Annotated in this window: 16 protein-coding genes; all 16 read left to right on the top strand. The window is 59.5% G+C overall.

Going from position 1 to position 19,952, the window contains the following annotated elements; translation table 11 throughout:
- Positions 1-47: 47 nt before the first annotated feature.
- The 16 genes from CVM73_RS39765 (at position 48) to nifE (ending at position 19,944) form a co-directional block, all read left to right on the top strand.
- Positions 48-1,142, top strand: a complete 1,095-nt coding sequence (locus tag CVM73_RS39765; RefSeq protein WP_158237593.1) for a hypothetical protein — start codon at positions 48-50, stop codon at positions 1,140-1,142.
- Positions 1,135-1,476: a hydrogenase maturation nickel metallochaperone HypA gene (gene hypA / locus CVM73_RS20005; RefSeq protein ID WP_100233590.1), complete on the top strand. Its 342-nt coding sequence runs from the start codon at positions 1,135-1,137 to the stop codon at positions 1,474-1,476. Before CVM73_RS39765 ends, hypA begins: the two co-directional genes overlap by 8 nt.
- On the top strand, positions 1,476-2,432 hold the full coding sequence (gene hypB, locus CVM73_RS20000) for a hydrogenase nickel incorporation protein HypB (RefSeq protein WP_167406932.1): 957 nt from the start codon (positions 1,476-1,478) through the stop codon (positions 2,430-2,432). Before hypA ends, hypB begins: the two co-directional genes overlap by 1 nt.
- Positions 2,429-4,684: a carbamoyltransferase HypF gene (gene hypF, locus CVM73_RS19995; RefSeq protein WP_100233589.1), complete on the top strand. Its 2,256-nt coding sequence runs from the start codon at positions 2,429-2,431 to the stop codon at positions 4,682-4,684. The genes hypB and hypF overlap by 4 nt, the downstream gene beginning before the upstream one ends.
- A gap of 49 nt (positions 4,685-4,733) precedes the next feature.
- A complete protein-coding gene (locus CVM73_RS19990) occupies positions 4,734-4,919 on the top strand; it encodes a HypC/HybG/HupF family hydrogenase formation chaperone (protein ID WP_347338465.1) in 186 nt (61 codons plus the stop codon).
- Positions 4,916-6,058 carry a hydrogenase formation protein HypD gene (gene hypD / locus CVM73_RS19985; protein ID WP_100233587.1) on the top strand — a complete coding sequence of 381 codons (1,143 nt, stop codon included), beginning with the start codon at positions 4,916-4,918 and terminating at the stop codon, positions 6,056-6,058. The genes CVM73_RS19990 and hypD overlap by 4 nt, the downstream gene beginning before the upstream one ends.
- Positions 6,055-7,101 carry a hydrogenase expression/formation protein HypE gene (hypE, locus tag CVM73_RS19980; RefSeq protein ID WP_100233586.1) on the top strand — a complete coding sequence of 349 codons (1,047 nt, stop codon included), beginning with the start codon at positions 6,055-6,057 and terminating at the stop codon, positions 7,099-7,101. Before hypD ends, hypE begins: the two co-directional genes overlap by 4 nt.
- Positions 7,102-7,498: 397 nt before the next feature.
- Positions 7,499-8,611, top strand: a complete 1,113-nt coding sequence (gene ald, locus CVM73_RS19975) for an alanine dehydrogenase (protein WP_100233585.1) — start codon at positions 7,499-7,501, stop codon at positions 8,609-8,611.
- A 744-nt stretch (positions 8,612-9,355) separates the two neighbouring features.
- Entirely contained in the window at positions 9,356-9,550 is a 195-nt protein-coding gene (locus tag CVM73_RS19970; RefSeq protein WP_091956552.1) for a 4Fe-4S binding protein, read from the top strand.
- 191 nt (positions 9,551-9,741) lie between these two features.
- Positions 9,742-11,238 carry a Fe-S cluster assembly protein SufB gene (gene sufB, locus CVM73_RS19965; RefSeq protein WP_100233584.1) on the top strand — a complete coding sequence of 499 codons (1,497 nt, stop codon included), beginning with the start codon at positions 9,742-9,744 and terminating at the stop codon, positions 11,236-11,238.
- Between the two features lie 65 nt (positions 11,239-11,303).
- On the top strand, positions 11,304-12,056 hold the full coding sequence (gene sufC / locus CVM73_RS19960) for a Fe-S cluster assembly ATPase SufC (RefSeq protein WP_100233583.1): 753 nt from the start codon (positions 11,304-11,306) through the stop codon (positions 12,054-12,056).
- 17 nt (positions 12,057-12,073) lie between these two features.
- Complete coding sequence (gene sufD / locus CVM73_RS19955; RefSeq protein ID WP_100233582.1) at positions 12,074-13,396, top strand: Fe-S cluster assembly protein SufD; 1,323 nt, start codon at positions 12,074-12,076, stop codon at positions 13,394-13,396.
- Positions 13,393-14,640 (top strand): cysteine desulfurase, encoded by a 1,248-nt coding sequence (locus tag CVM73_RS19950; protein WP_100233581.1) that lies wholly within the window; start codon positions 13,393-13,395, stop codon positions 14,638-14,640. Before sufD ends, CVM73_RS19950 begins: the two co-directional genes overlap by 4 nt.
- A gap of 435 nt (positions 14,641-15,075) precedes the next feature.
- Entirely contained in the window at positions 15,076-16,578 is a 1,503-nt protein-coding gene (nifD, locus tag CVM73_RS19945) for a nitrogenase molybdenum-iron protein alpha chain (RefSeq protein WP_100233580.1), read from the top strand.
- Between the two features lie 65 nt (positions 16,579-16,643).
- On the top strand, positions 16,644-18,200 hold the full coding sequence (gene nifK / locus CVM73_RS19940) for a nitrogenase molybdenum-iron protein subunit beta (protein ID WP_100233579.1): 1,557 nt from the start codon (positions 16,644-16,646) through the stop codon (positions 18,198-18,200).
- A 97-nt stretch (positions 18,201-18,297) separates the two neighbouring features.
- Positions 18,298-19,944, top strand: a complete 1,647-nt coding sequence (gene nifE, locus CVM73_RS19935) for a nitrogenase iron-molybdenum cofactor biosynthesis protein NifE (protein WP_100233578.1) — start codon at positions 18,298-18,300, stop codon at positions 19,942-19,944.
- Positions 19,945-19,952: the final 8 nt, after the last annotated feature.

Raw genomic sequence — 19,952 nt, 5'->3', positions numbered from 1 at the left:
AGCGACCGCCGGCATACCTCGCGCAGGAAGTTGGTGGAGCGGTGCTCATGAGCCTCGCTGCCCTAAACAAAATCGATGTCACCGTATCGCTAGCTGCCGACGTAGTCGCCGCGATCGAGATCCAGCCGCGAGTCCGGCCGCCGCTGGCGCGACTGTTTGCTGGCAAACAAGTCTCGTTGCTGCTCGAGGTGCTGCCGCGGCTCTTTGCGTTGTGTGCCGCTGCGCAGCAAATTGCACTGCTGTCCGCGATCGAGACGGCGCGCGACCAAGTGGCCACCCGCACAACAGAACAGCATCGTATTGCGCTTATCGTAATCGAGCGCATCACGGATTTGCTTCGGGGCCTGTTTGTCGGACATGTTGCGCAAGACATCGCCAGTGCGGCGGCAATCCGCGTTCTTATGCGGAGAATGTCAGCCCTTCTCGGCAGCGCCCAGCCAGCCTGGGGCTCCGCTCAATGCGAAGAAACAGCGCGGATCGTGGCTGCGCTGAACGCTCTCGGCATGTCGAATGAGCGGGACGCGGTGAGGTCCGGTAGCCCATTGGCGCTTCGCATTGCAGCGCTTGATGAGATCGACCTGAAGTCAATTCCGGCGGGGCACTCGTTCCTGTCCGTTGCTGACGACCTCAACATTATTAAACGGCTGCTCGTGGATGGCGCGACATTTTGCTATTGTCCGGATCTTGACGGACATGTGCCCGAGACGGGCCCATGGGCGCGCCGAGTGACGCGTGATCGGCTCTCGCCGAGCCCCACCGGTGCGGCCGAGCGGCTGAGGGCCAGAATTGCTGAAGCGCTCCGGTTATGTGCGTGGCTCAAGGCCGGTGCTCAGATTGACTCGGCGGAGCATGGGATTATCGAAAGATATAAGTTAGGGCCCGGCCGTGCCGCGGCCGCGGTCGAATGCGCCAGGGGGCGTCTCTACCACGCGGTTGAGCTTGATCCTCAGGGCCGGATATCCCGCTTCGAATTCCTTGCGCCGACGGAGTGGAATTTCCACCCGCGCGGACCGCTTGTCCGCAGCCTGCAGGGCGCGGTGCTGACGGCTAGACGGCGTCGGGATGCAGTCGATGCGGTGATTGCATCGCTGGATCCGTGCGTCGGGTTCACTCTCAATTTTCGCGAAGTTGGCGATGCATGAAGTGGCGATTTGTCTTGGCATCATTCAAATCGTCGAGGAGGAGGTGCGTCACCGATCGTTTTCGCGGGTGCGGAGTGTCTGTCTAGAGGTCGGAGCGCTGAGTCATGCCGCGCCGGAAGCGATCAGGTTCTGCTTTGCTGTCGTCGCGACGCGGACTGTTGCCGAGAGTGCAGTCCTTAATATCGTCGAACTGCCAGGTGCTGCCTGGTGCATGAGCTGTTCGAAGAGCGTCGAGATTGCGCGACGCGGTGAATGCTGTCCTTGCTGCGGCAGCTATCAGTTGCAGGTAACCGCGGGCGAACAGATGCGCGTGAAAGAGCTGGAGATCGATTGATGTGTACCGTTTGCGGCTGCACCGAAGAGACGCCATCGACCAAACGCGCCAAAGCGCATGATGCGGAGAGCCATCAGCGATACGATGCCCACGTGCTGGACGATTGCGATCGCCATCGTGCCTATCCGCATGGCGACCAAGGCCCGCAGCGTTCAAACCATGCAGGCGATAGTCATAGTCGCCATCCCTCTGCCCATCACCAGGCTCATGGTGGGCAGGCGCTTCTGAGTGGCGGCGCTGGCCCGGCTGGCTTGAAGGTCGCGGGCAAGAGCAGAGAGCGGGTCATTCAGATCGGGCGCGATATTCTTGGCAAGAATAATGGAATTGCGGCGGACAACCGCGCGCTCTTTGTCGCCGAGGACCTGCTTGTACTTAATCTTTTGTCCAGTCCCGGTGCAGGTAAAACGACGCTGCTAGTCCGCGGGGTGTCTGAGCTCAAGCGTAGCCGGCCGGTCGGGGTCATCGAAGGCGACCAGCAAACCTCGAACGATGCCGAACGCATTCGGGCCGCCGGCGTGCCAGCCATTCAAGTCAACACCGGCAAGGGTTGCCATCTCGACGCTGCGATGATTGGCGAGGCTTATCGTCGCTTGCCGCTGCTCACGGGGGGTATTCTCTTCATCGAGAACGTCGGTAATCTGATCTGTCCCGCAGCCTTCGACCTTGGCGAGGCTTGCAAGATTGTAGTGCTGTCGATTACCGAAGGTGAAGACAAGCCGCTCAAATATCCTGATGTGTTTGCCGCTTCTTCGCTCATGGTGATTAACAAGATTGATCTGGCCCCGCTGCTTGATTTCGATTTGGGAAAGGCGATCGAATACGCGAGACGAGTCAATCCCAAGATCGACGTGCTTGTAGTGTCGGCGCGTACGGGCGAGGGTTTTGGCGCGCTGTACGCCTGGATCGATAGACAGGCGGGGCAGCAGAGGCGCGCCCTAGAGGACACGAGGCGATGAGAGCCCTAACCACCTGCGACCGAACGCGGCTGCGCGTGCGCGTGAGTGGGGCCGTGCAAGGGGTTGGCTTTCGTCCTTACGTCTATGGACTCGCCACGCGCTACGGATTGGCGGGGTTCGTCATCAATGGCCCCGAGGGCGTTACGATCGAAGTCGAGGGCCACCGCACGTCGGAGTTTGTCGTCACGTTGCCGCTCGAGGCGCCTCCATTGGCACGCATCGACCACATCTGCGTTCGGGAAACTGCGGGGCTCGGGGCGAAAGGCTTTTTGATCGGCACGAGCGAAGGCGGCAAATTGTCAACGCAGATCGTTGCTGATGCTGCTGTCTGCCGGCAATGCCTCAGCGAGCTGTTCGATCCACAAAATCGGCACTACCATTACCCCTTCATCAGTTGCTGCCATTGCGGCCCACGCTACACCATCGCCGAACGGCTTCCGTACGACCGCCGCAACACCGTGATGGGGGCTTTTAAGCTGTGCGCCGCCTGCGCGGCCGAATATGCCGATCCGGCGAGCCGCAGGTTTCATGCGGAGGCGATCGCGTGTCCGACATGCGGGCCTCGGCTCAGCCATGGGATCAGCGCCATTGTCGCGGCTATCGCGGGGGGCCAAATAGTGGCGATAAAGGGGCTGGGGGGATACCAGCTTCTTTGCGATGCGCGTAACCAGGACGCCGTGCAGCGTTTGCGCAGGAGAAAGCAGCGCCTTCAGAAGCCGTTCGCGGTTATGGTAGATTCCATAGAGCGCGTCAGCGCGATCGCGGAGGCTAACGCGCCCGAGCTTGCGCTGCTCGAATCCGTAGCACGTCCCATCGTCCTTCTTCCTTCGCGCAACAATTTGGCGCCCGCCATAGCTCCTGGCTTATCGCGAGTGGGTGTCATGCTGCCTGTAGCGCCGCTGCATCACCTCATCCTTCATGCGCTTCGCTCGGCAGAAGCATATGCGGGCACCGGCCCGGTCATCGTCGCCACCAGTGCCAATCTTTGCGGCGAACCGCTCCTGATCGACAACGCGCAGGCGCTGCGGCGGCTCGAGAGGATCTCCGATCTTATCGTGACCCATGATCGCGATATAGTGACGCATGCTGATGATTCCGTGGTGTCGGTGGTGGCTGGCCGGCCGCAATTCATTCGTCGTGCCCGCGGCTATGTTCCCGAACCGATCAGGCTTGCGAAGTCGGTGCCGTCCGTGCTCGCCGTCGGCGGCGCACTGAAATCGACCGTCACCATCACGCGGGACAACGAAGCGTTCGTCTCCCAGCATATTGGCGATCTGGATACGGCCGAAGGCATCCGCGCGTTCGAGGAGACGATCCGACACCTTACATCGAGCCTTGATGTAGAGCCTGTCGCCATCGCCCATGATCTGCATCCTGATATGGCTTCTACCCGGTTTGCGGAAGCAAATGGCCGCGCGCTGGTCGCTGTCCAGCATCACCACGCACACGCCGCCGCAGTGATTGCCGAGCATGGCCATGCGGGACCTGCGCTTGCCCTGGTGCTCGATGGCCATGGCCTTGGCTCCGGGGGAGGAAACTGGGGTGGCGAGCTATTGTTGTGCGAAGGGACGGGGTGCCGACGCATCGGGCACTTAGCGCCCCTGCAAATGCCTGGTGGAGATCGTGCAGCCCGCGAGCCGTGGCGCATGGCCAGCGCAGTATTACACGCGCTCGGCCGGGGTAACGAAATCGGGCCGCGCTTTGCGTCGCAACGGCAGGCTGGATGTGTGTCGGCCTTGCTCGAACAGCCGGGCGGGGCCACCACGACCAGTGCGGGCCGGTTGTTCGACGCCGCAGCGGCGCTGCTGGGGATTGCGAGTTTGCAGAGCTATGAGGGCGAAGCGGCGATGAAGCTCGAGGCGCTTGTGCGGCGGACTGCGATTCTCGAAGCCGGCTGGACGATCGATGGCGGCGTGCTGTCGCTTCGTCCGCTGTTTGCGCGGTTGATTGCAGATGACATTGACCCGGTGGGCGGAGCCGGGCTGTTTCATGGCACCTTCGCCGCTGCCTGCGTTGACTGGGTCACGCGGTCTTCGCGGACAACGGGCGTTAATACCGTCGTTCTGAGCGGCGGCTGCTTTCTGAACGCGGCGCTGGCGGATGAAATCCCGCGCGGTTGCAGCGCGGCCGGCCTTACCCCGCTCGTGCCACGGCGGGTGCCGCCCAATGATGGCGGTTTGAGCCTTGGCCAGGCCTGGATTGCTGCTCTGCAGATATCTCAACAGTCGTCCGTCAGGGGAGTATCAGCCTGAGATGTGTCTTTCGGTTCCGGCAAAGATTGCGAAGATTCTTCCCAACGACATGGCCATAGTGTCCATCGATGGCATCAGCCTGGAGATATCGATTGCTCTCGTCGACGAGCTCGAGGTCGGCGATTGCGTCCTTGTCCATGTTGGCTATGCGCTGGCCAAGATCGATCCGACGGAAGCCGAGCGCACGCTGGAGCTGCTGCAGGAGCTAGGCAGCGCAGGGGAACGCCGATCATGAAATATGCCGACGAATTTCGCGACAAGGCCATCGCGCAGGGAATTGCGCGTGCGATTGGCGCCGAGGTTAGTTCGCAAAGAGCCTATCGGTTCATGGAATTCTGCGGCGGGCACACTCATGCGATCTCCCGATATGGCCTGGAGGATCTGCTGCCCGCGAACGTCCGCATGATCCACGGGCCCGGTTGTCCGGTCTGCGTTCTGCCCGCCAGTCGAATCGATATGGCGATCCGGCTTGTCGACCGACCAGAGGTCACTCTGTGCGTCTACGGCGACCTGATGCGCGCGCCTGGGTCGCAAGGACAGTCCCTGTTGCGAGCTAAAGCGCTCGGCGCCGACATTCGGATGGTCTACTCGACGCTCGACGCTATCCGGCTCGCCGAACAGGCACCGAGCCGCGAGGTGGTCTTCTTTGCCATCGGATTTGAGACCACGACGCCCCCGACGGCGGTGATGATCCGAATTGCCGAGAAGAAGCGGCTGAAGGGCCTCAGCGTGTTCTGCAACCACGTGCTTACACCCTCTGCGATGCACAGCATTCTCGAGAACCCCAAAATCCGCGACACCGGCGGGGTTCCAATTGACGGCTTCATCGGGCCTGCACATGTCAGCACCATTATCGGTACGCAGCCTTACGAGCCCCTGGCGGAACAATTTGGCAAGCCGATCGTGATCGCGGGATTTGAACCGCTCGATGTGATGCAGGCGATTCTGATGCTGGTGCGGCAGGTGAACGAAGATCGCTACCAGGTGGAGAACCAATACAGTCGTGCGGTGACACGTGAAGGAAATCGGCGCGCCAAGGACGAGGTATCGCAGATATTCGAACTGCGCGAGCAGTTTGAATGGCGTGGGCTCGGACTCGTACCCAACAGCGGAATGAAGCTGAAACCGGCTTACGCGCAATTCGACGCGGAGGCGCGTTTTGCGATCCACGACCTGCGTGTCGCAGACAATCCGGCGTGCGAGTGCTGCGCGATCCTGCGTGGCGCCAAGCGGCCGGTCGAGTGTAAGCTGTTTGGAACCGTCTGCACGCCGGAAACTCCCATAGGGTCCTGCATGGTATCATCGGAAGGCGCTTGTGCGGCGTATTGGACCTATGGCCGAGTTCGCGATGAACAGTTGAGGCGGACGTCATGAGCGTAAAGAGCTATCAACGCAAGCTCGACCTCGAGAACGGACGAGTTGATCTTTCCCACGGATCCGGGGGCCGGGCCATGGCACAGCTGATCTCCGGCCTTTTCCACCAAGCCTTTGGTAATGAATGGCTCGCCCGCTGCAATGATCAGTCGGCGTTTGACGTTGCGGCAGGCAGGATGGTGATGACGACCGACGGCTATGTGGTCTCGCCGCTGTTCTTTCCGGGCGGCAATATCGGGTCACTGGCTGTGCACGGCACGATCAATGATGTCGCGATGTCCGGCGCTCGTCCCCTCTATCTGTCGGCCAGTTTTATCATCGAGGAGGGCCTCCCGTTTTCTGATCTGAAGGCGATCGCGGATTCCATGGGCGCGGCAGCGCGCAGTGCCGGCGTTTACATCATTGCCGGAGACACCAAGGTCGTCGAGCGCGGCAAGGCGGATGGTCTGTTCATCTCTACGACCGGGATCGGGATTGTGGCCGATGGGCTCGATCTCTCCGCCGACAAGGCAATGGTCGGGGACCGTGTGCTGGTCTCCGGTAGCCTCGGCGATCATGGAGTGGCGGTCATGTCAAAACGCCAGAATGTCGCTTTTCAAACCGAGGTCGTCTCGGATTCCGCAGCGTTGCATAAGCTCGTAGCGGTCATGGTTGCCGCCGGCGGTAGCGGCATCCGGGTAATGCGCGACCCCACGCGCGGTGGGCTTGCCGCAACCCTCAACGAGATTGCGCATCAATCCGAACTCGGGTTCCGTCTGCAGGAAGCATCCATTCCGGTGAAGCCGGCGGTTGCGGCTACCTGCGAACTCCTTGGACTCGATCCCATCCATGTCGCCAACGAAGGCAAGCTCGTTGCGATCGTCGCGCCTGATTTCGCCGATGCCGTGCTTGCAGCCATGAAGGCGCACCCGCTCGGGTCCGACGCAGCTGATATTGGCGAAGCGGTGGCTGACAATCGTAAATTCGTGCAGATGGCGACCAGCTTCGGCGGTCGACGAATCGTCGACTGGTTGTGGGGCGAACAATTGCCCCGGATCTGTTAACACGCCGCGCATCGTCCAGCTTTTGCAAACCAAGTTTATGATCAATGGTCGTGAGCCATCACCCATCACCTCCCATTACTCATTAGCTTTGAAACGATCTCTTAGATGGGCAATCTGTCCAACCGGCAGACTGCGACTTCGCTCTTTAGGCGTGCTGAATATCGGTTGTTAGCTTTTCCACGAGCCGAGAACGCAATTCGAAACGATTTATCGCCATCGCGCAGTTTCGATGGCTAAGCTCAGCGAGCATGGTCACACGATCCGCTCGGTACCCGTGGGTTTGAAATCCCGCGAATCTTGTCAAATATCGTTGAATTTCTGCGCCGTTTTGACGGCTGCGTCGCAATATCGCTGCGTGCTTCCGATTAGAAAGGCCCTCTAGGCAGGGAGTTTTCAAATGAAGGTCGGAGTCCCCAAGGAAATCAAGGCGCACGAATATCGCGTGGGCCTTACCCCGGGAGCTGTCCGCGAATACGTGGCAGCAGGCCACCGCGTGATGATCGAGACCAATGCCGGCGCTGGCATTGGTGCAACCGATGACGATTATCGCATTGTTGGCGGAACGATTCTACCTTCCGCGGCTGAGGTATTCGCATCGAGCGAGATGATCGTAAAGGTTAAGGAACCTCAGCCGTCCGAGTGGTGTCAGCTGCGGGAAAATCAGATTCTGTTCACTTATCTGCATCTGGCCCCCGACCCGGATCAGGCCAAGGGCCTCCTGAAATCTGGATGCACTGCGATCGCCTACGAAACCGTAACTGATCCGCATGGTGGTCTTCCGCTGCTGGCGCCCATGAGCGAGGTCGCGGGTAGGCTTGCGATCGAAGCGGCGGGCAGCGCCCTGAAGCGGAGTGCAGGAGGACGAGGGCTGTTGATCGGTGGGGTGCCCGGTGTTCAGCCTGCCCGAATCGTGGTGATCGGAGGTGGCGTCGTTGGTACACACGCGGCACGCATGGCGGTTGGTCTAGGCGCAGAGGTGACCATCATCGACCGTTCGATACTCCGGCTCCGCGAGTTGGACGAGCTATTCGAAGGACGCGCTCGCACCAGATTTTCGACTATCGACTCTGTGGAGGAAGAGGTATTTGCGGCGGATGTGGTGATTGGTGCGGTGCTCGTTCCAGGTGCGAGCGCGCCGAAGCTGGTCCGCCGGAGCATGCTGAGCTCGATGCGCAAGAGGGCGGTGCTCGTGGACGTCGCTATCGATCAGGGCGGCTGCTTTGAGACATCGCACCCAACCACGCACGCTGATCCTACTTACGATGTGGATGGCATCATTCATTATTGCGTGGCCAATATGCCCGGGGCCGTGCCGCTGACCTCGAGCCAGGCCTTGAACAACGCGACGCTGCCGTTTGGTTTGGCTCTGGCCAACAAGGGCTTTTCCGCCGTCCTCGAAAATCCGCATTTGCGCGCAGGCCTCAACGTCCATCGGGGCCGGCTAACTTACGAAGCGGTGGCCGAAAGCCTCGGGCTCCCCTTCTCACCGATCGATCAGGCTGCAGCCTGATCCCAGAGGCCCTATGGGCGTTTCCTCCCTGACTTAGGCCACCCTTCGGGGTGGCTTTTTTTCGGCTCCATCGATCTGCTGACCGGCGCCGGCATGCGTTTCGAACTTGTAGCGAAGCGGAGGATCACCAGACGGACGCCTGGCTTCGTCCCCGCACGACGACAGGCAATGTACTTTCGGTCCATACAGCGCATATGAATGCAGGTTTTGCCAGGTAATCCAAGGCAATTGAGAATGCGTCCTGCGGTCCGCTGCGGGGCCCGCGATCACCGAACCGACTTTGTCTGGCCCGATCGCCGCGTTTCTGATTGTCTGGGGAGAGGCCAACTGGGCCGGTGATGACTGCACAGGTGACCGTGGTGCTGTCGCCAAGCCGCCGCTGCCCGGTGAGTGAAACCATCAAGATGCGGCTCGGGGTCGACCTGACACGCCGGCGGAGAACTTTTTGAAGTCGCGCGGCGCATCCATCATCGCCGCGGCACAGGGGCCTTAGAAAGGATCGCAGATCGTTCCCGAGGCTGGCGAACGCGGTTCACCTGATCGCTGACTGCCGTGAGAGCGACCCTGCGCCAACCACGGATCGAGCTCAAGCTACTGTCATGCGCGGTGTAGGATTTGCGACACCGTGTCGAGACGGCGACTTGCGTTCTCGAAGATAGCCCAGACAAAATCAAGTTCAACTGTCTGGCACAAGACTTGAACGCCAGAGACCGTCCCGCAACTTTGGCTCATGGAATCGCAGTGATGGCCTACAAGATAATCGCATCCCAGTGCACCGTCTGCGGTGCATGTGAGTTCGAATGTCCCAATGCCGCGATCAACCTGAAGAACGACATATATGTGATCAATCCGACCCAGTGTACTCAATGTGAGGGGCACTTTGACGCGCCGCAATGCGCCGTCGTTTGCCCGGTGCCCGATACGTGCGTGCCGGCATAGGTGGAGTAGCCGATGAGAGAAGCTCGGGCGCGAAACATGATGAAAACGCGATCGACAGCCGCCTTTTGGATCCGTCTTCTGTTTCTCTCACGCGCTGCCCCCGAGTCGGCGGCAACTTGCGCGATCGGGTCAGATAGATTGCGGCGGAATCCTCGCCAGCGGGAGTTGTCGTTGCGCGAGTGGAGTGGGCAATGATAGCCGTACAAGAGACGGTCGATCGCGTGAAACGCATCAACGTCGACCAGTATCGTTATGGGTTTGAGACCCTGATCGACTCCGAGAAGGCCCCGAAGGGGCTGTCGGAAGAGATCGTTAAATTCATCTCGCAGAAGAAGGACGAACCCGCCTGGATGCTCCAGTGGCGGCTTGAGGCCTATCGGCGTTGGCTGACCATGACCGAGCCGACATGGGCCCGCGTTGACTATCCCAAGATCGACTTCCAGGACCTCTATTACTACGCGGCGCCGAAGCCGAAGAAGACGGTCTCGTTCCTGGACGAGATCGACCCGGAGATCCTGAAGACCTACGAGAAGCTCGGCATTCCCTTGCGGGAAGTCGCCATGCTCGAAGGCGTCGAGCCGATGCCAGGCGAGGTGGATCCGGCCCGCCGCAAGATCGCGGTCGATGCCGTGTTCGATTCGGTCTCGGTTGCGACCACGTTCAAGGCCGAGCTGAAGAAAGCCGGCGTGATCTTCATGCCGATCTCGGAGGCGATCCGCGAGCACCCTGAGCTGGTGCAGAAATATCTAGGCTCGGTGGTTCCGACCTCGGACAATTTCTATGCGACGCTGAACTCGGCGGTGTTCTCCGACGGCTCGTTCGTCTACGTGCCGCCGGGCGTGCGCTGCCCGATGGAGCTGTCGACCTATTTCCGCATCAACGAGCGCAACACCGGCCAGTTCGAGCGCACGCTGATCATCGCCGACAAGGGCTCCTACGTCTCCTATCTCGAAGGCTGCACCGCGCCGCAGCGCGACGAGAACCAGCTGCACGCCGCCGTGGTCGAGCTCGTCGCGCTCGACGATGCCGAGATCAAGTACTCGACAGTGCAGAACTGGTACCCCGGCAATTCGGAAGGCAAGGGCGGCATCTACAATTTCGTCACCAAGCGTGGCGACTGCCGTGGCGCCAACTCCAAGATCTCCTGGACCCAGGTCGAGACCGGTTCGGCGATCACCTGGAAATATCCGAGCTGCATCCTCCGCGGCGACAATTCGCGTGGCGAGTTCTACTCGATCGCGATCTCGAACGGCTTCCAGCAGGTCGATAGCGGCACCAAGATGATCCATCTCGGCAAGAACACGTCGAGCCGCATCATCTCCAAGGGCATCGCCGCCGGAAAGTCGCAGAACACCTATCGCGGTCTCGTCACCGCGCACCGGAAAGCGACCGGCGCGCGCAACTTCACGGCCTGCGACTCGCTGCTGATCGGCGACAAATGCGGCGCGCACACCGTGCCGTACATCGAGGCCAAGAACTCCTCGGCGACGTTCGAGCACGAAGCGACGACCTCGAAGATCTCCGAGGACGTGCTGTTCTACTGCATCCAGCGCGGCCTCAGCCAGGAAGAGGCTGTCGGCCTGGTCGTCAACGGCTTCGTCAAGCAAGTTCTGCAAAAACTGCCGATGGAGTTCGCAGTGGAGGCCCAGAAGCTAATCTCGATCTCGCTCGACGGATCTGTCGGATAACCAAACCTCCCGCGAGCCGCCCTCGAAGGCGGCTCGCCAGACGACATTTCAGGGATCAGACCAGAATGGCGCTACTCGAAATCCGAGATTTGCATGTTGGTGTCGAAGACCGCGAAGTTATTCGCGGCCTCGATCTTAACGTCAATTTGGGTGAGGTGCACGCGATCATGGGGCCGAACGGCTCCGGCAAGTCGACGCTCTCGCATGTTATCGCCGGCAAGCCCGGTTATGAGATCACCGGTGGACAAATCCTGTTCAGGGGCGAGAACCTGTTGCGGATGGAGCCAAATGAACGCGCCGCCAAGGGCGTGTTCCTGGCATTCCAGTATCCGGTCGAGATCCCTGGCGTGACCACCATGAACTTCCTGCGGGCGGCACTGAACGCCCAGCGCAAGGCGCGGGATCAACAGGAATTCTCCACCCCCGAATTTCTGAAAAGAACCCGCGAGGTGGCCGGTTCGCTCAACATTCCCCAGGACATGCTCAGGCGCGGCGTCAATGTCGGCTTCTCCGGCGGCGAGAAGAAGCGTAACGAAATTTTGCAGATGGCGTTGTTCGAGCCGGGTCTGTGCATCCTTGATGAGATCGATTCCGGCCTCGACATCGACGCGCTGCGTATCGTCGCCAGCGGCATCAACACCTTGCGTTCGCCGGAACGAGCGATGATCGTGATCACGCACTATCGGCGGCTTCTCGACCATATCATGCCGGACGTTGTGCACGTGATGTCGAAAGGGCGGATCATGAAGAGCGCCGGCAAGGAACTCGCGCTGGAGCTCGAGGCTTCTGGCTACGCCCAATTCGAAGACGCGGCCTGACGGCTCTAGGGACTCCGATGAAGCAGGTTTTGCCCAAAGCCGACCCCGAACGCGCAATTGGCAATGTTTTCGCTGCGGCGCGCGGACGGCTGCCTGGTGGAGGCCTTGTCCCCCAAATCCGGGCGAGCGCATTTGAGGTCTACGAGCGTACCGGCCTTCCGCATCGGGGCATGGAGGACTGGAAATACACAGATCTGCGCGCCCTGATCGGCGGGGTGCTGCCACTCGCTCCGCGACCGGATGCGGAGGCGCTGGTGCGCGCAAAGGTGTCGGCCGAGCGAGTATCTGTCGATCAGGCGGTCAAACTGGTTTTGGTGGATGGTATATTCGCGCCGGAGCTATCCGATCTCGGCAGGCTGAAAAATCAAGTTGTTGTGCGGTCGCTGCGAGAGGTTCTGGAGAATTCGGCCCCTGGCGACATGGCAGGTCTGCTGCTGTCGACGACGAGCGATTCCGCTATCTCGCTAAACGCCGCAATGGCGACAGATGGCCTGGTGATTACGGTCGTCGACGGCAACGCGGTGAAGCGTCCAATTCAAATCGTTCACGTCGCAACCGGAGTGTCGGTGTCCACCTTTACACGCTCGTATCTACAGCTTGGTAAAGGAGCGCATGCGGCCATCGTGGAAAGTTTCGTCTCGGCTGAACGCGCGAGCGGCTATCAAGCCAACGATGCGATAATCGCCCTGGTTGGTAACGAGGCGAGCCTTTCGCATATCCGCGTCGCAGCCGCTGCCTCTGACGCCGTGAATATCTCGTCTGCGATCATCGCAGTCGGCGCCGGGGCTAAGCTCGACCTCTTCAGCATGACCTGCGGCGGCTCCATCAGCCGCTATCAGGGATTCATCAAGCTGGCTGGCGAGGGAACCAAGGTCTCGGCGAATGGCGTTAATCTCATCAGGGACGAGCTTCACGCCGACACAACGATGGTGGTAGACCACGCCGTGCCACATTGCATCAGTCGGGAGAAGTTCCGCGCGGTCATCGACGATTGCGGCCGCTCGGTATTTCAGGGCCGAATTGTCGTTCGTCCCGCCGCCCAGAAGACAGATGCCAACCTGACGACGCGGGCGTTGCTCCTATCCGACCAGGCCGAGGCCGACAGCAAGCCGGAACTTGAAATCTTGGCTGACGACGTGACCTGCGGCCACGGAGCGACATCGGGTGCGCTGGACAACAGTCTTGTATTCTATCTGCGCGCTCGGGGGCTATCCGAGAAGGATGCGAAGATGTTGCTGATTAAAGCCTTCGTTGGCGAGTCGATTGAGGAGATCACTTCTGAGAATCTGCGCGATTTTGTGACAGCTCAAGCTGAACACTGGCTGCAGGCGGGGCGATGAGCGCACATCCCGCCGTGAGCAATGGCGGTTACGACGTCAACCGTCTACGTACGGACTTTCCTGCGCTCGCCATGACGGTGTACGGCAAGCCGCTTGTTTACCTTGATAACGCTGCATCCGCGCAAAAGCCCAACGCGGTGCTTGACCGTATGATGCAAGTGTACTCCAGCGAATACGCCAACGTTCATCGCGGCTTGCACTACCTCGCTAACGCGGCGACCGAGGCGTATGAAGGCGCCCGTACCAAGGTGGCGCAGTTTGTGAACGCGCGTTCAAACGAAGAGATCATCTTCACTCGGAGCGCCACGGAAGCAATCAATCTGGTCGCCCAAACTTTTGGGCGTGAACGCATTACCCCGGGTGATGAGATCGTTCTCTCGATTATGGAACACCACTCCAACATTGTGCCATGGCACCTTCTCAGGGAACGACTCGGTGCAGTGATCAAATGGGCGCCAGTGGATGATGAGGGCAACTTCTTGCTCGATGATTTTGAGCGGCTGCTGACCCCGCGCACCAAGATGGTTGCAATCACACAAATGTCGAACGTGCTCGGCACGGTATTGCCGGTGAAAGAGGTGGTGAGGATCGCGCATGCTCGTGGTATCCCGGTGCTGGTCGACGGCTCGCAAGCTTGCGTCCACCTGAGCGCCGACGTCTGCGACATGGATTGCGATTTCTACGTCATGACGGGCCACAAACTCTATGGTCCGACGGGGATCGGTGTGCTTTACGGCAAGTCTGAGCATTTGGCATCGATGCCCCCTTTCAATGGCGGCGGGGAGATGATCCGCGAGGTCTCGCGTTCCGGCGTCATTTATGGTGATCCACCACACCGGTTCGAAGCGGGTACGCCGCCGATCGTCGAAGCCATCGGTTTAGGGGCGGCTATCGATTACATCAATTCAATAGGCAAGGTGCAGATCCGCAGGCACGAGAGCGTACTGCTCGCGTACACCCAGGAGAGGCTGGCGGAGATCAATTTCATGCGCATGATCGGGACCCCGGCCGACAAGGGACCGATCATTTCCTTTGATATGAAGGGAGCGCATGCGCATGATGTTGCCACCATCATCGACCGCGCCGGTGTAGCGGTGCGGGCCGGAACCCATTGTGCGATGCCGCTGCTTGAGCGCTTCGGCGTGCTGGCAACGTGCCGTACGTCCCTCGGACTTTACAATACACGCGAAGAGATCGATGTGCTCGTGCGTGCGCTAATCAAGGCGCGGCAGCTGTTCTCGTGATTCGGCGAGCCAACGCTGGATGAGGTCATGCACCTCATCGCATCGCAGCAGGTAAGCACCTGTCGGTCGCGGCAAGCATAGATAGCATTGGCAGGCCTGTTTGGGCCAACCGCTCTTGCGGCCGGTCTTCCTGTGCAGGGCCTTCGGCGAGCGCGATCGCAGAGTACTGCGATCGCGGACACGCTCGAGAATTGGGCGGGGCAGGCGATTTCACGCATAGGCAGCCTTGTTTCATTTCGAACAGGGCCAAACCGAGAGTTTTCTCTGCCCAAAGCTAATGTCGGATTCGCAACAACACCCCCCGTCACCGCAGGAGGCTCGCTAAGCGATTTTGTTTGCTATGTTTTTTGGTGCTCAAGAGACGCTGGCATGCTCGTTGCTAAAGTCTTGCTCAAGAAGTCGCCCTCGCAACAGCTAACCTTTGAAGGACATCAGATGAGTCTCGCCACGACCCAGAGCATCGCAGAAATCAGGGCTCGCAACAAAGAGCTGATCGAGGAGGTGCTGAAGGTCTATCCGGAGAAAACCGCGAAACGGCGTGCCAAGCACCTCAACGTTCACCAAGCCGGCAAGTCAGATTGCGGGGTGAAGTCCAACATCAAATCCATACCTGGCGTGATGACGATCAGAGGCTGCGCCTATGCAGGGTCAAAGGGAGTGGTCTGGGGACCGATCAAGGACATGGTCCATATCAGCCACGGCCCGGTCGGCTGCGGTCAGTATTCGTGGGGCTCGCGACGCAATTATTACGTTGGCACGACGGGCATCGATAGCTTCGTGACCCTGCAGTTCACCTCGGACTTCCAGGAAAAGGATATCGTGTTCGGTGGCGACAAAAAGCTGGTCAAAATTCTTGATGAAATCCAGGAGCTGTTTCCGCTCAACAACGGCATCACGATCCAATCGGAATGCCCGATCGGATTGATCGGTGACGACATCGAGGCCGTGTCGAGAGCAAAATCCAAGGAATATGGCGGCAAGACCATCGTGCCGGTCCGTTGTGAGGGCTTTCGGGGCGTGTCGCAGTCACTAGGCCACCACATTGCCAACGACGCGGTGCGCGATTGGATTTTCGACAAGCTCGAGTCCGATGGCAAACCAACGTTTGAGCCGACGCCGTACGATGTTGCGATCATCGGAGACTACAATATCGGCGGCGACGCCTGGTCATCGCGAATTCTACTAGAGGAGATGGGCCTGCGGGTGATCGCGCAGTGGTCTGGCGACGGTTCGCTAGCTGAGCTCGAGGCAACGCCGAAGGCAAAGCTCAACATTCTGCATTGCTACCGTTCCATGAACTACATCTCACGCCACATGGAAGAGAAGTTCGGCATCCCCTGGTGCGAATACAACTTCTTCGGACCTTCAAAGATCGCAGAGTCGCTGCGCAAGATTGCGGGCTATTTCGACGACAAGATCAAGGAAGGCGCCGAGCGGGTGATTGAAAAGTACCAACCGCTGGTGAACGCCGTGATCGCAAAATATCGCCCGCGCCTGGAGGGCAAGACGGTGATGCTGTACGTCGGCGGGCTCCGTCCGCGTCATGTGATTGGCGCATACGAGGACCTCGGGATGGAAGTCATTGGTACCGGATACGAGTTCGGTCACAACGATGACTATCAGCGCACAGCTCAGCACTACGTAAAGGACAGCACGCTCATCTACGATGACGTCAATGGTTACGAGTTCGAGCACTTCGTCGAAAAGCTCCAGCCTGACCTCGTCGGCTCGGGCATCAAGGAAAAATACGTTTTTCAAAAGATGGGTGTGCCGTTCCGGCAGATGCACTCCTGGGACTATTCGGGCCCATATCACGGCTATGACGGTTTTGCCATCTTTGCGCGCGACATGGACATGGCCATCAACTCGCCGGTCTGGAAGAAAACGAAGGCCCCCTGGAAGGAAGCTTCGAGAGCCAAGCTCCTGGCTGCAGAATAAACCAACTCATCGCGCTCTGTGGGAAGCCGGGGCGACACGAATCTCGATAGTGAAGGACTTCAACAATGGCGCAGAGTGCCGAACACGTGCTCGATCATCTCGAGCTGTTCCGCGGTCCAGAATACCAGCAGATGCTGGTCAAGAAGAAGATATTCGAGAATCCTCGCGATCCCGCCGAGGTCGAACGCATCAAGGAATGGACGAAGACGGCCGAATATCGCGAAAAGAACTTTGCGCGGGAGGCGCTAGCGGTAAATCCGGCCAAGGCATGCCAGCCGCTTGGCGCCGTATTCGCCTCTGTTGGCTTTGAGGGCACGCTGCCCTTCGTCCACGGCTCGCAAGGCTGCGTGGCCTATTACCGCAGCCATCTGTCGCGGCACTTCAAGGAGCCTTCTTCCTGCGTCTCCTCGTCGATGACGGAAGACGCTGCCGTATTCGGCGGCCTGAACAACATGATCGACGGGCTCTCCAACAGCTACAACATGTACAAACCCAAGATGATTGCGGTCTCGACGACCTGCATGGCCGAGGTGATTGGCGATGACCTAAACGCCTTCATCAAGACGTCGAAAGAAAAAGGCTCGGTGCCGGCAGACTTCGACGTGCCATTCGCCCATACGCCGGCGTTCGTCGGCAGCCACGTCACCGGTTATGACAATGCGCTCAAGGGCATTCTGGAGCATTTTTGGGACGGTAAGGCCGGAACAGCGCCGAAGCTGGAGCGCAAGCAGAACGGGGCGATCAACATCATTGGTGGGTTCGATGGCTATACCGTCGGGAACCTTCGCGAGATCAAGCGCATCTTGGCGTTGATGGGCATCCAGCACACGATTCTCGCGGATAATTCCGAAGTCTTCGATACTCCGACAGACGGCGAATTCCGGATGTATGACGGAGGCACGACGCTGGAAGATGCGGCCAACGCGGTTCACGCCAAGGCGACGATTTCCATGCAGCAGTGGTGCACCGAAAAAACACTGCCATTCGTGGCTGAGCATGGCCAGGACGTCGTATCCTTCAACTACCCGGTGGGCTTATCCGCAACGGATGACTTTATCGTGGCGCTGTCACGCATCAGCGGCAAGGAGATTCCCGAGCAACTCGCGCGAGAACGTGGCCGCCTGGTCGACGCCATCGCTGACTCCAGCGCGCATATCCATGGCAAGAAGTTCGCGATTTATGGCGATCCGGATCTTTGCTATGGGTTGGCTGCGTTTCTGCTCGAACTCGGCGCCGAACCGACCCATGTGCTGTCCACGAATGGCAGCAAGGCATGGCACGAAAAAATGCAGGTGCTGCTTGCAAGCTCGCCATTTGGGCAGGGCTGCCAAGCCTATCCGGGCCGAGACCTCTGGCACATGCGCTCACTCCTGTTCACTGAGCCAGTCGATTTTCTGATTGGCAACACCTACGGCAAGTATCTGGAGCGCGATACTGGAACGCCACTGATCCGCATCGGCTTTCCGGTTTTTGATCGGCATCACCATCACCGCTCCCCCCTATGGGGCTATCAGGGCGGCCTGAATGTGCTGGTGAAGATCCTGGACAAGATCTTCGATGAGATGGACAAGAAGACAAACGTTCTTGGCAAAACTGACTACAGCTTCGACATCATTCGTTGATGAGCGACCGTGGCGCGTGCCATCGCCCAATAACTCGGCGATGGCACAAGCACACGACCGTTGACCATGCAATTAGTTTGCGCTGAGAGGAAAAGGGATGACTTCACTGGCGGCCACGGTCCAGAAGATTTTTGACGAGCCGGGCTGCGCCAAAAACGGCAGTAAGTCGGAGGCTGAACGCAAGAACGGCTGCACCAAACAACTGCTGCCGGGTAGCGCTGCTGGTGGCTGTGCTTTCGATGGCGCCAAGGTTGCGCTGCAGCCGTTCACCGATGTCGCTCACTTGGTGCATGGTCCGATCGCGTGCGAAGGGAATTCCTGGGACAATCGCGGCGCGGCGTCGTCAGGCTCGAATCTGTGGCGCACCTCGTTCACAACAGATTTGAGCGAAACCGATATTGTATTCGGAGGCGAGAAGCGGCTCTGTAAAGCGATCAAGGAGATCATCGACAAGTGCGACCCGCCCGCCATCTTCGTCTATCAAACCTGCATCCCGGCGATGATCGGCGACGACATCAACGCAGTTTGTAAGGCAGCATCTCAAAGGTTCGCAAAGCCGGTGATCCCGATCAATTCCCCGGGCTTCGTCGGCTCGAAGAACCTCGGTAACAAGCTCGCCGGCGAAGCATTGCTCGACCATGTGATCGGGACGCAAGAGCCGGACTACACCACCCCGTGCGATATCAACCTGATCGGGGAATACAACCTTTCGGGAGAGCTCTGGCAAGTGAAGCCATTGCTAGACGAACTTGGGATACGGATTCTCTCCTGCATCTCCGGCGATGGCAAGTATCGCGAAGTCGCTTCATCCCATCGCGCGCGGGCGGCGATGTTGGTGTGCTCAAAGTCCATGATCAACGTCGCACGCAAGATGGAGCAACGCTACGGGATTCCTTTCTTCGAGGGGTCGTTCTACGGTATTCAAGATTCGAGCGAATCGCTGCGTCAGCTTGCGCGCTTATTGGTTGAGCGCGGCGCGCCTGCAGATCTGCTCGGGCGAACTGAGGCGGTGATCGCGCGCGAGGAAGCGTGGGTCCGGGCTGCGATAGGGCCGTACAAGCCACGATTTGAAGGCAAGAGGGCGTTGTTGATTACCGGCGGCGTCAAGTCATGGTCGATCGTTGCGGCACTCCAGGAAGCTGGGCTTGAGTTAGTCGGGACCAGCGTCAAGAAATCAACCAGGAATGACAAGGAGCGCATCAAGGAGCTCATGGGGCGGGATGCCTACATGATTGAGGACATGACTCCGCGCGAAATGTATAAGATGTTGAAGGACGCAAAAGCGGACATCATGCTGTCGGGCGGCAAGTCGCAGTTCGTCGCGCTGAAAGCGGCGATGCCCTGGCTCGATATCAACCAGGAGCGTTGCCACGCCTATATGGGCTATGTCGGAATGGTCAAGCTGGTGGAGGAGATCGATAAGTCGCTCTCCAGTCCGATGTGGGAGCAGCTACGTCGACCGGCCCCATGGGAGGCATTGGCCAAGGCGATGGAGCAGATGCCATCGCCGGTGGCCGCGATCGCGTGCGATCCGGCGCTCGCCGAAACCGCGCGCCGCGCGAGGAAGATCTGCGTGTGCAACGCGGTCGATTTAGGCACGATTGAGGATGCAATCTACGCGCACGGCCTGAGCAGCGTCGCAGCGGTGAGAGAGCATACCAATGCGGTCGGAGGCTGCTGCCGGAGACGCATCGAAGGTATCTTGGTGTCCGACCCATCTGTCATGCGACAGGCCGCAGAATAGGGAGGCGT

Source organism: Bradyrhizobium forestalis, from assembly GCF_002795245.1.
Classification (GTDB): Bacteria; Pseudomonadota; Alphaproteobacteria; order Rhizobiales; family Xanthobacteraceae; genus Bradyrhizobium; species Bradyrhizobium forestalis.
The sequence above is the reverse complement of the archived record's forward strand: the minus strand, read 5'-3'. Positions and strand labels throughout refer to the sequence as shown.

Excerpts from the sequence above, each read along its gene's own strand:
- CVM73_RS39765 (WP_158237593.1), top strand. The coding sequence starts at position 48 with ATGAGCCTCGCTGCCCTAAACAAAATCGATGTCACCGTATCGCTAGCT.
- hypA (WP_100233590.1), top strand. The coding sequence starts at position 1,135 with ATGCATGAAGTGGCGATTTGTCTTGGCATCATTCAAATCGTCGAGGAG.
- hypB (WP_167406932.1), top strand. The coding sequence starts at position 1,476 with ATGTGTACCGTTTGCGGCTGCACCGAAGAGACGCCATCGACCAAACGC.
- hypF (WP_100233589.1), top strand. The coding sequence starts at position 2,429 with ATGAGAGCCCTAACCACCTGCGACCGAACGCGGCTGCGCGTGCGCGTG.
- CVM73_RS19990 (WP_347338465.1), top strand. The coding sequence starts at position 4,734 with ATGGCCATAGTGTCCATCGATGGCATCAGCCTGGAGATATCGATTGCT.
- hypD (WP_100233587.1), top strand. The coding sequence starts at position 4,916 with ATGAAATATGCCGACGAATTTCGCGACAAGGCCATCGCGCAGGGAATT.
- hypE (WP_100233586.1), top strand. The coding sequence starts at position 6,055 with ATGAGCGTAAAGAGCTATCAACGCAAGCTCGACCTCGAGAACGGACGA.
- ald (WP_100233585.1), top strand. The coding sequence starts at position 7,499 with ATGAAGGTCGGAGTCCCCAAGGAAATCAAGGCGCACGAATATCGCGTG.
- CVM73_RS19970 (WP_091956552.1), top strand. The coding sequence starts at position 9,356 with ATGGCCTACAAGATAATCGCATCCCAGTGCACCGTCTGCGGTGCATGT.
- sufB (WP_100233584.1), top strand. The coding sequence starts at position 9,742 with ATGATAGCCGTACAAGAGACGGTCGATCGCGTGAAACGCATCAACGTC.
- sufC (WP_100233583.1), top strand. The coding sequence starts at position 11,304 with ATGGCGCTACTCGAAATCCGAGATTTGCATGTTGGTGTCGAAGACCGC.
- sufD (WP_100233582.1), top strand. The coding sequence starts at position 12,074 with ATGAAGCAGGTTTTGCCCAAAGCCGACCCCGAACGCGCAATTGGCAAT.
- CVM73_RS19950 (WP_100233581.1), top strand. The coding sequence starts at position 13,393 with ATGAGCGCACATCCCGCCGTGAGCAATGGCGGTTACGACGTCAACCGT.
- nifD (WP_100233580.1), top strand. The coding sequence starts at position 15,076 with ATGAGTCTCGCCACGACCCAGAGCATCGCAGAAATCAGGGCTCGCAAC.
- nifK (WP_100233579.1), top strand. The coding sequence starts at position 16,644 with ATGGCGCAGAGTGCCGAACACGTGCTCGATCATCTCGAGCTGTTCCGC.
- nifE (WP_100233578.1), top strand. The coding sequence starts at position 18,298 with ATGACTTCACTGGCGGCCACGGTCCAGAAGATTTTTGACGAGCCGGGC.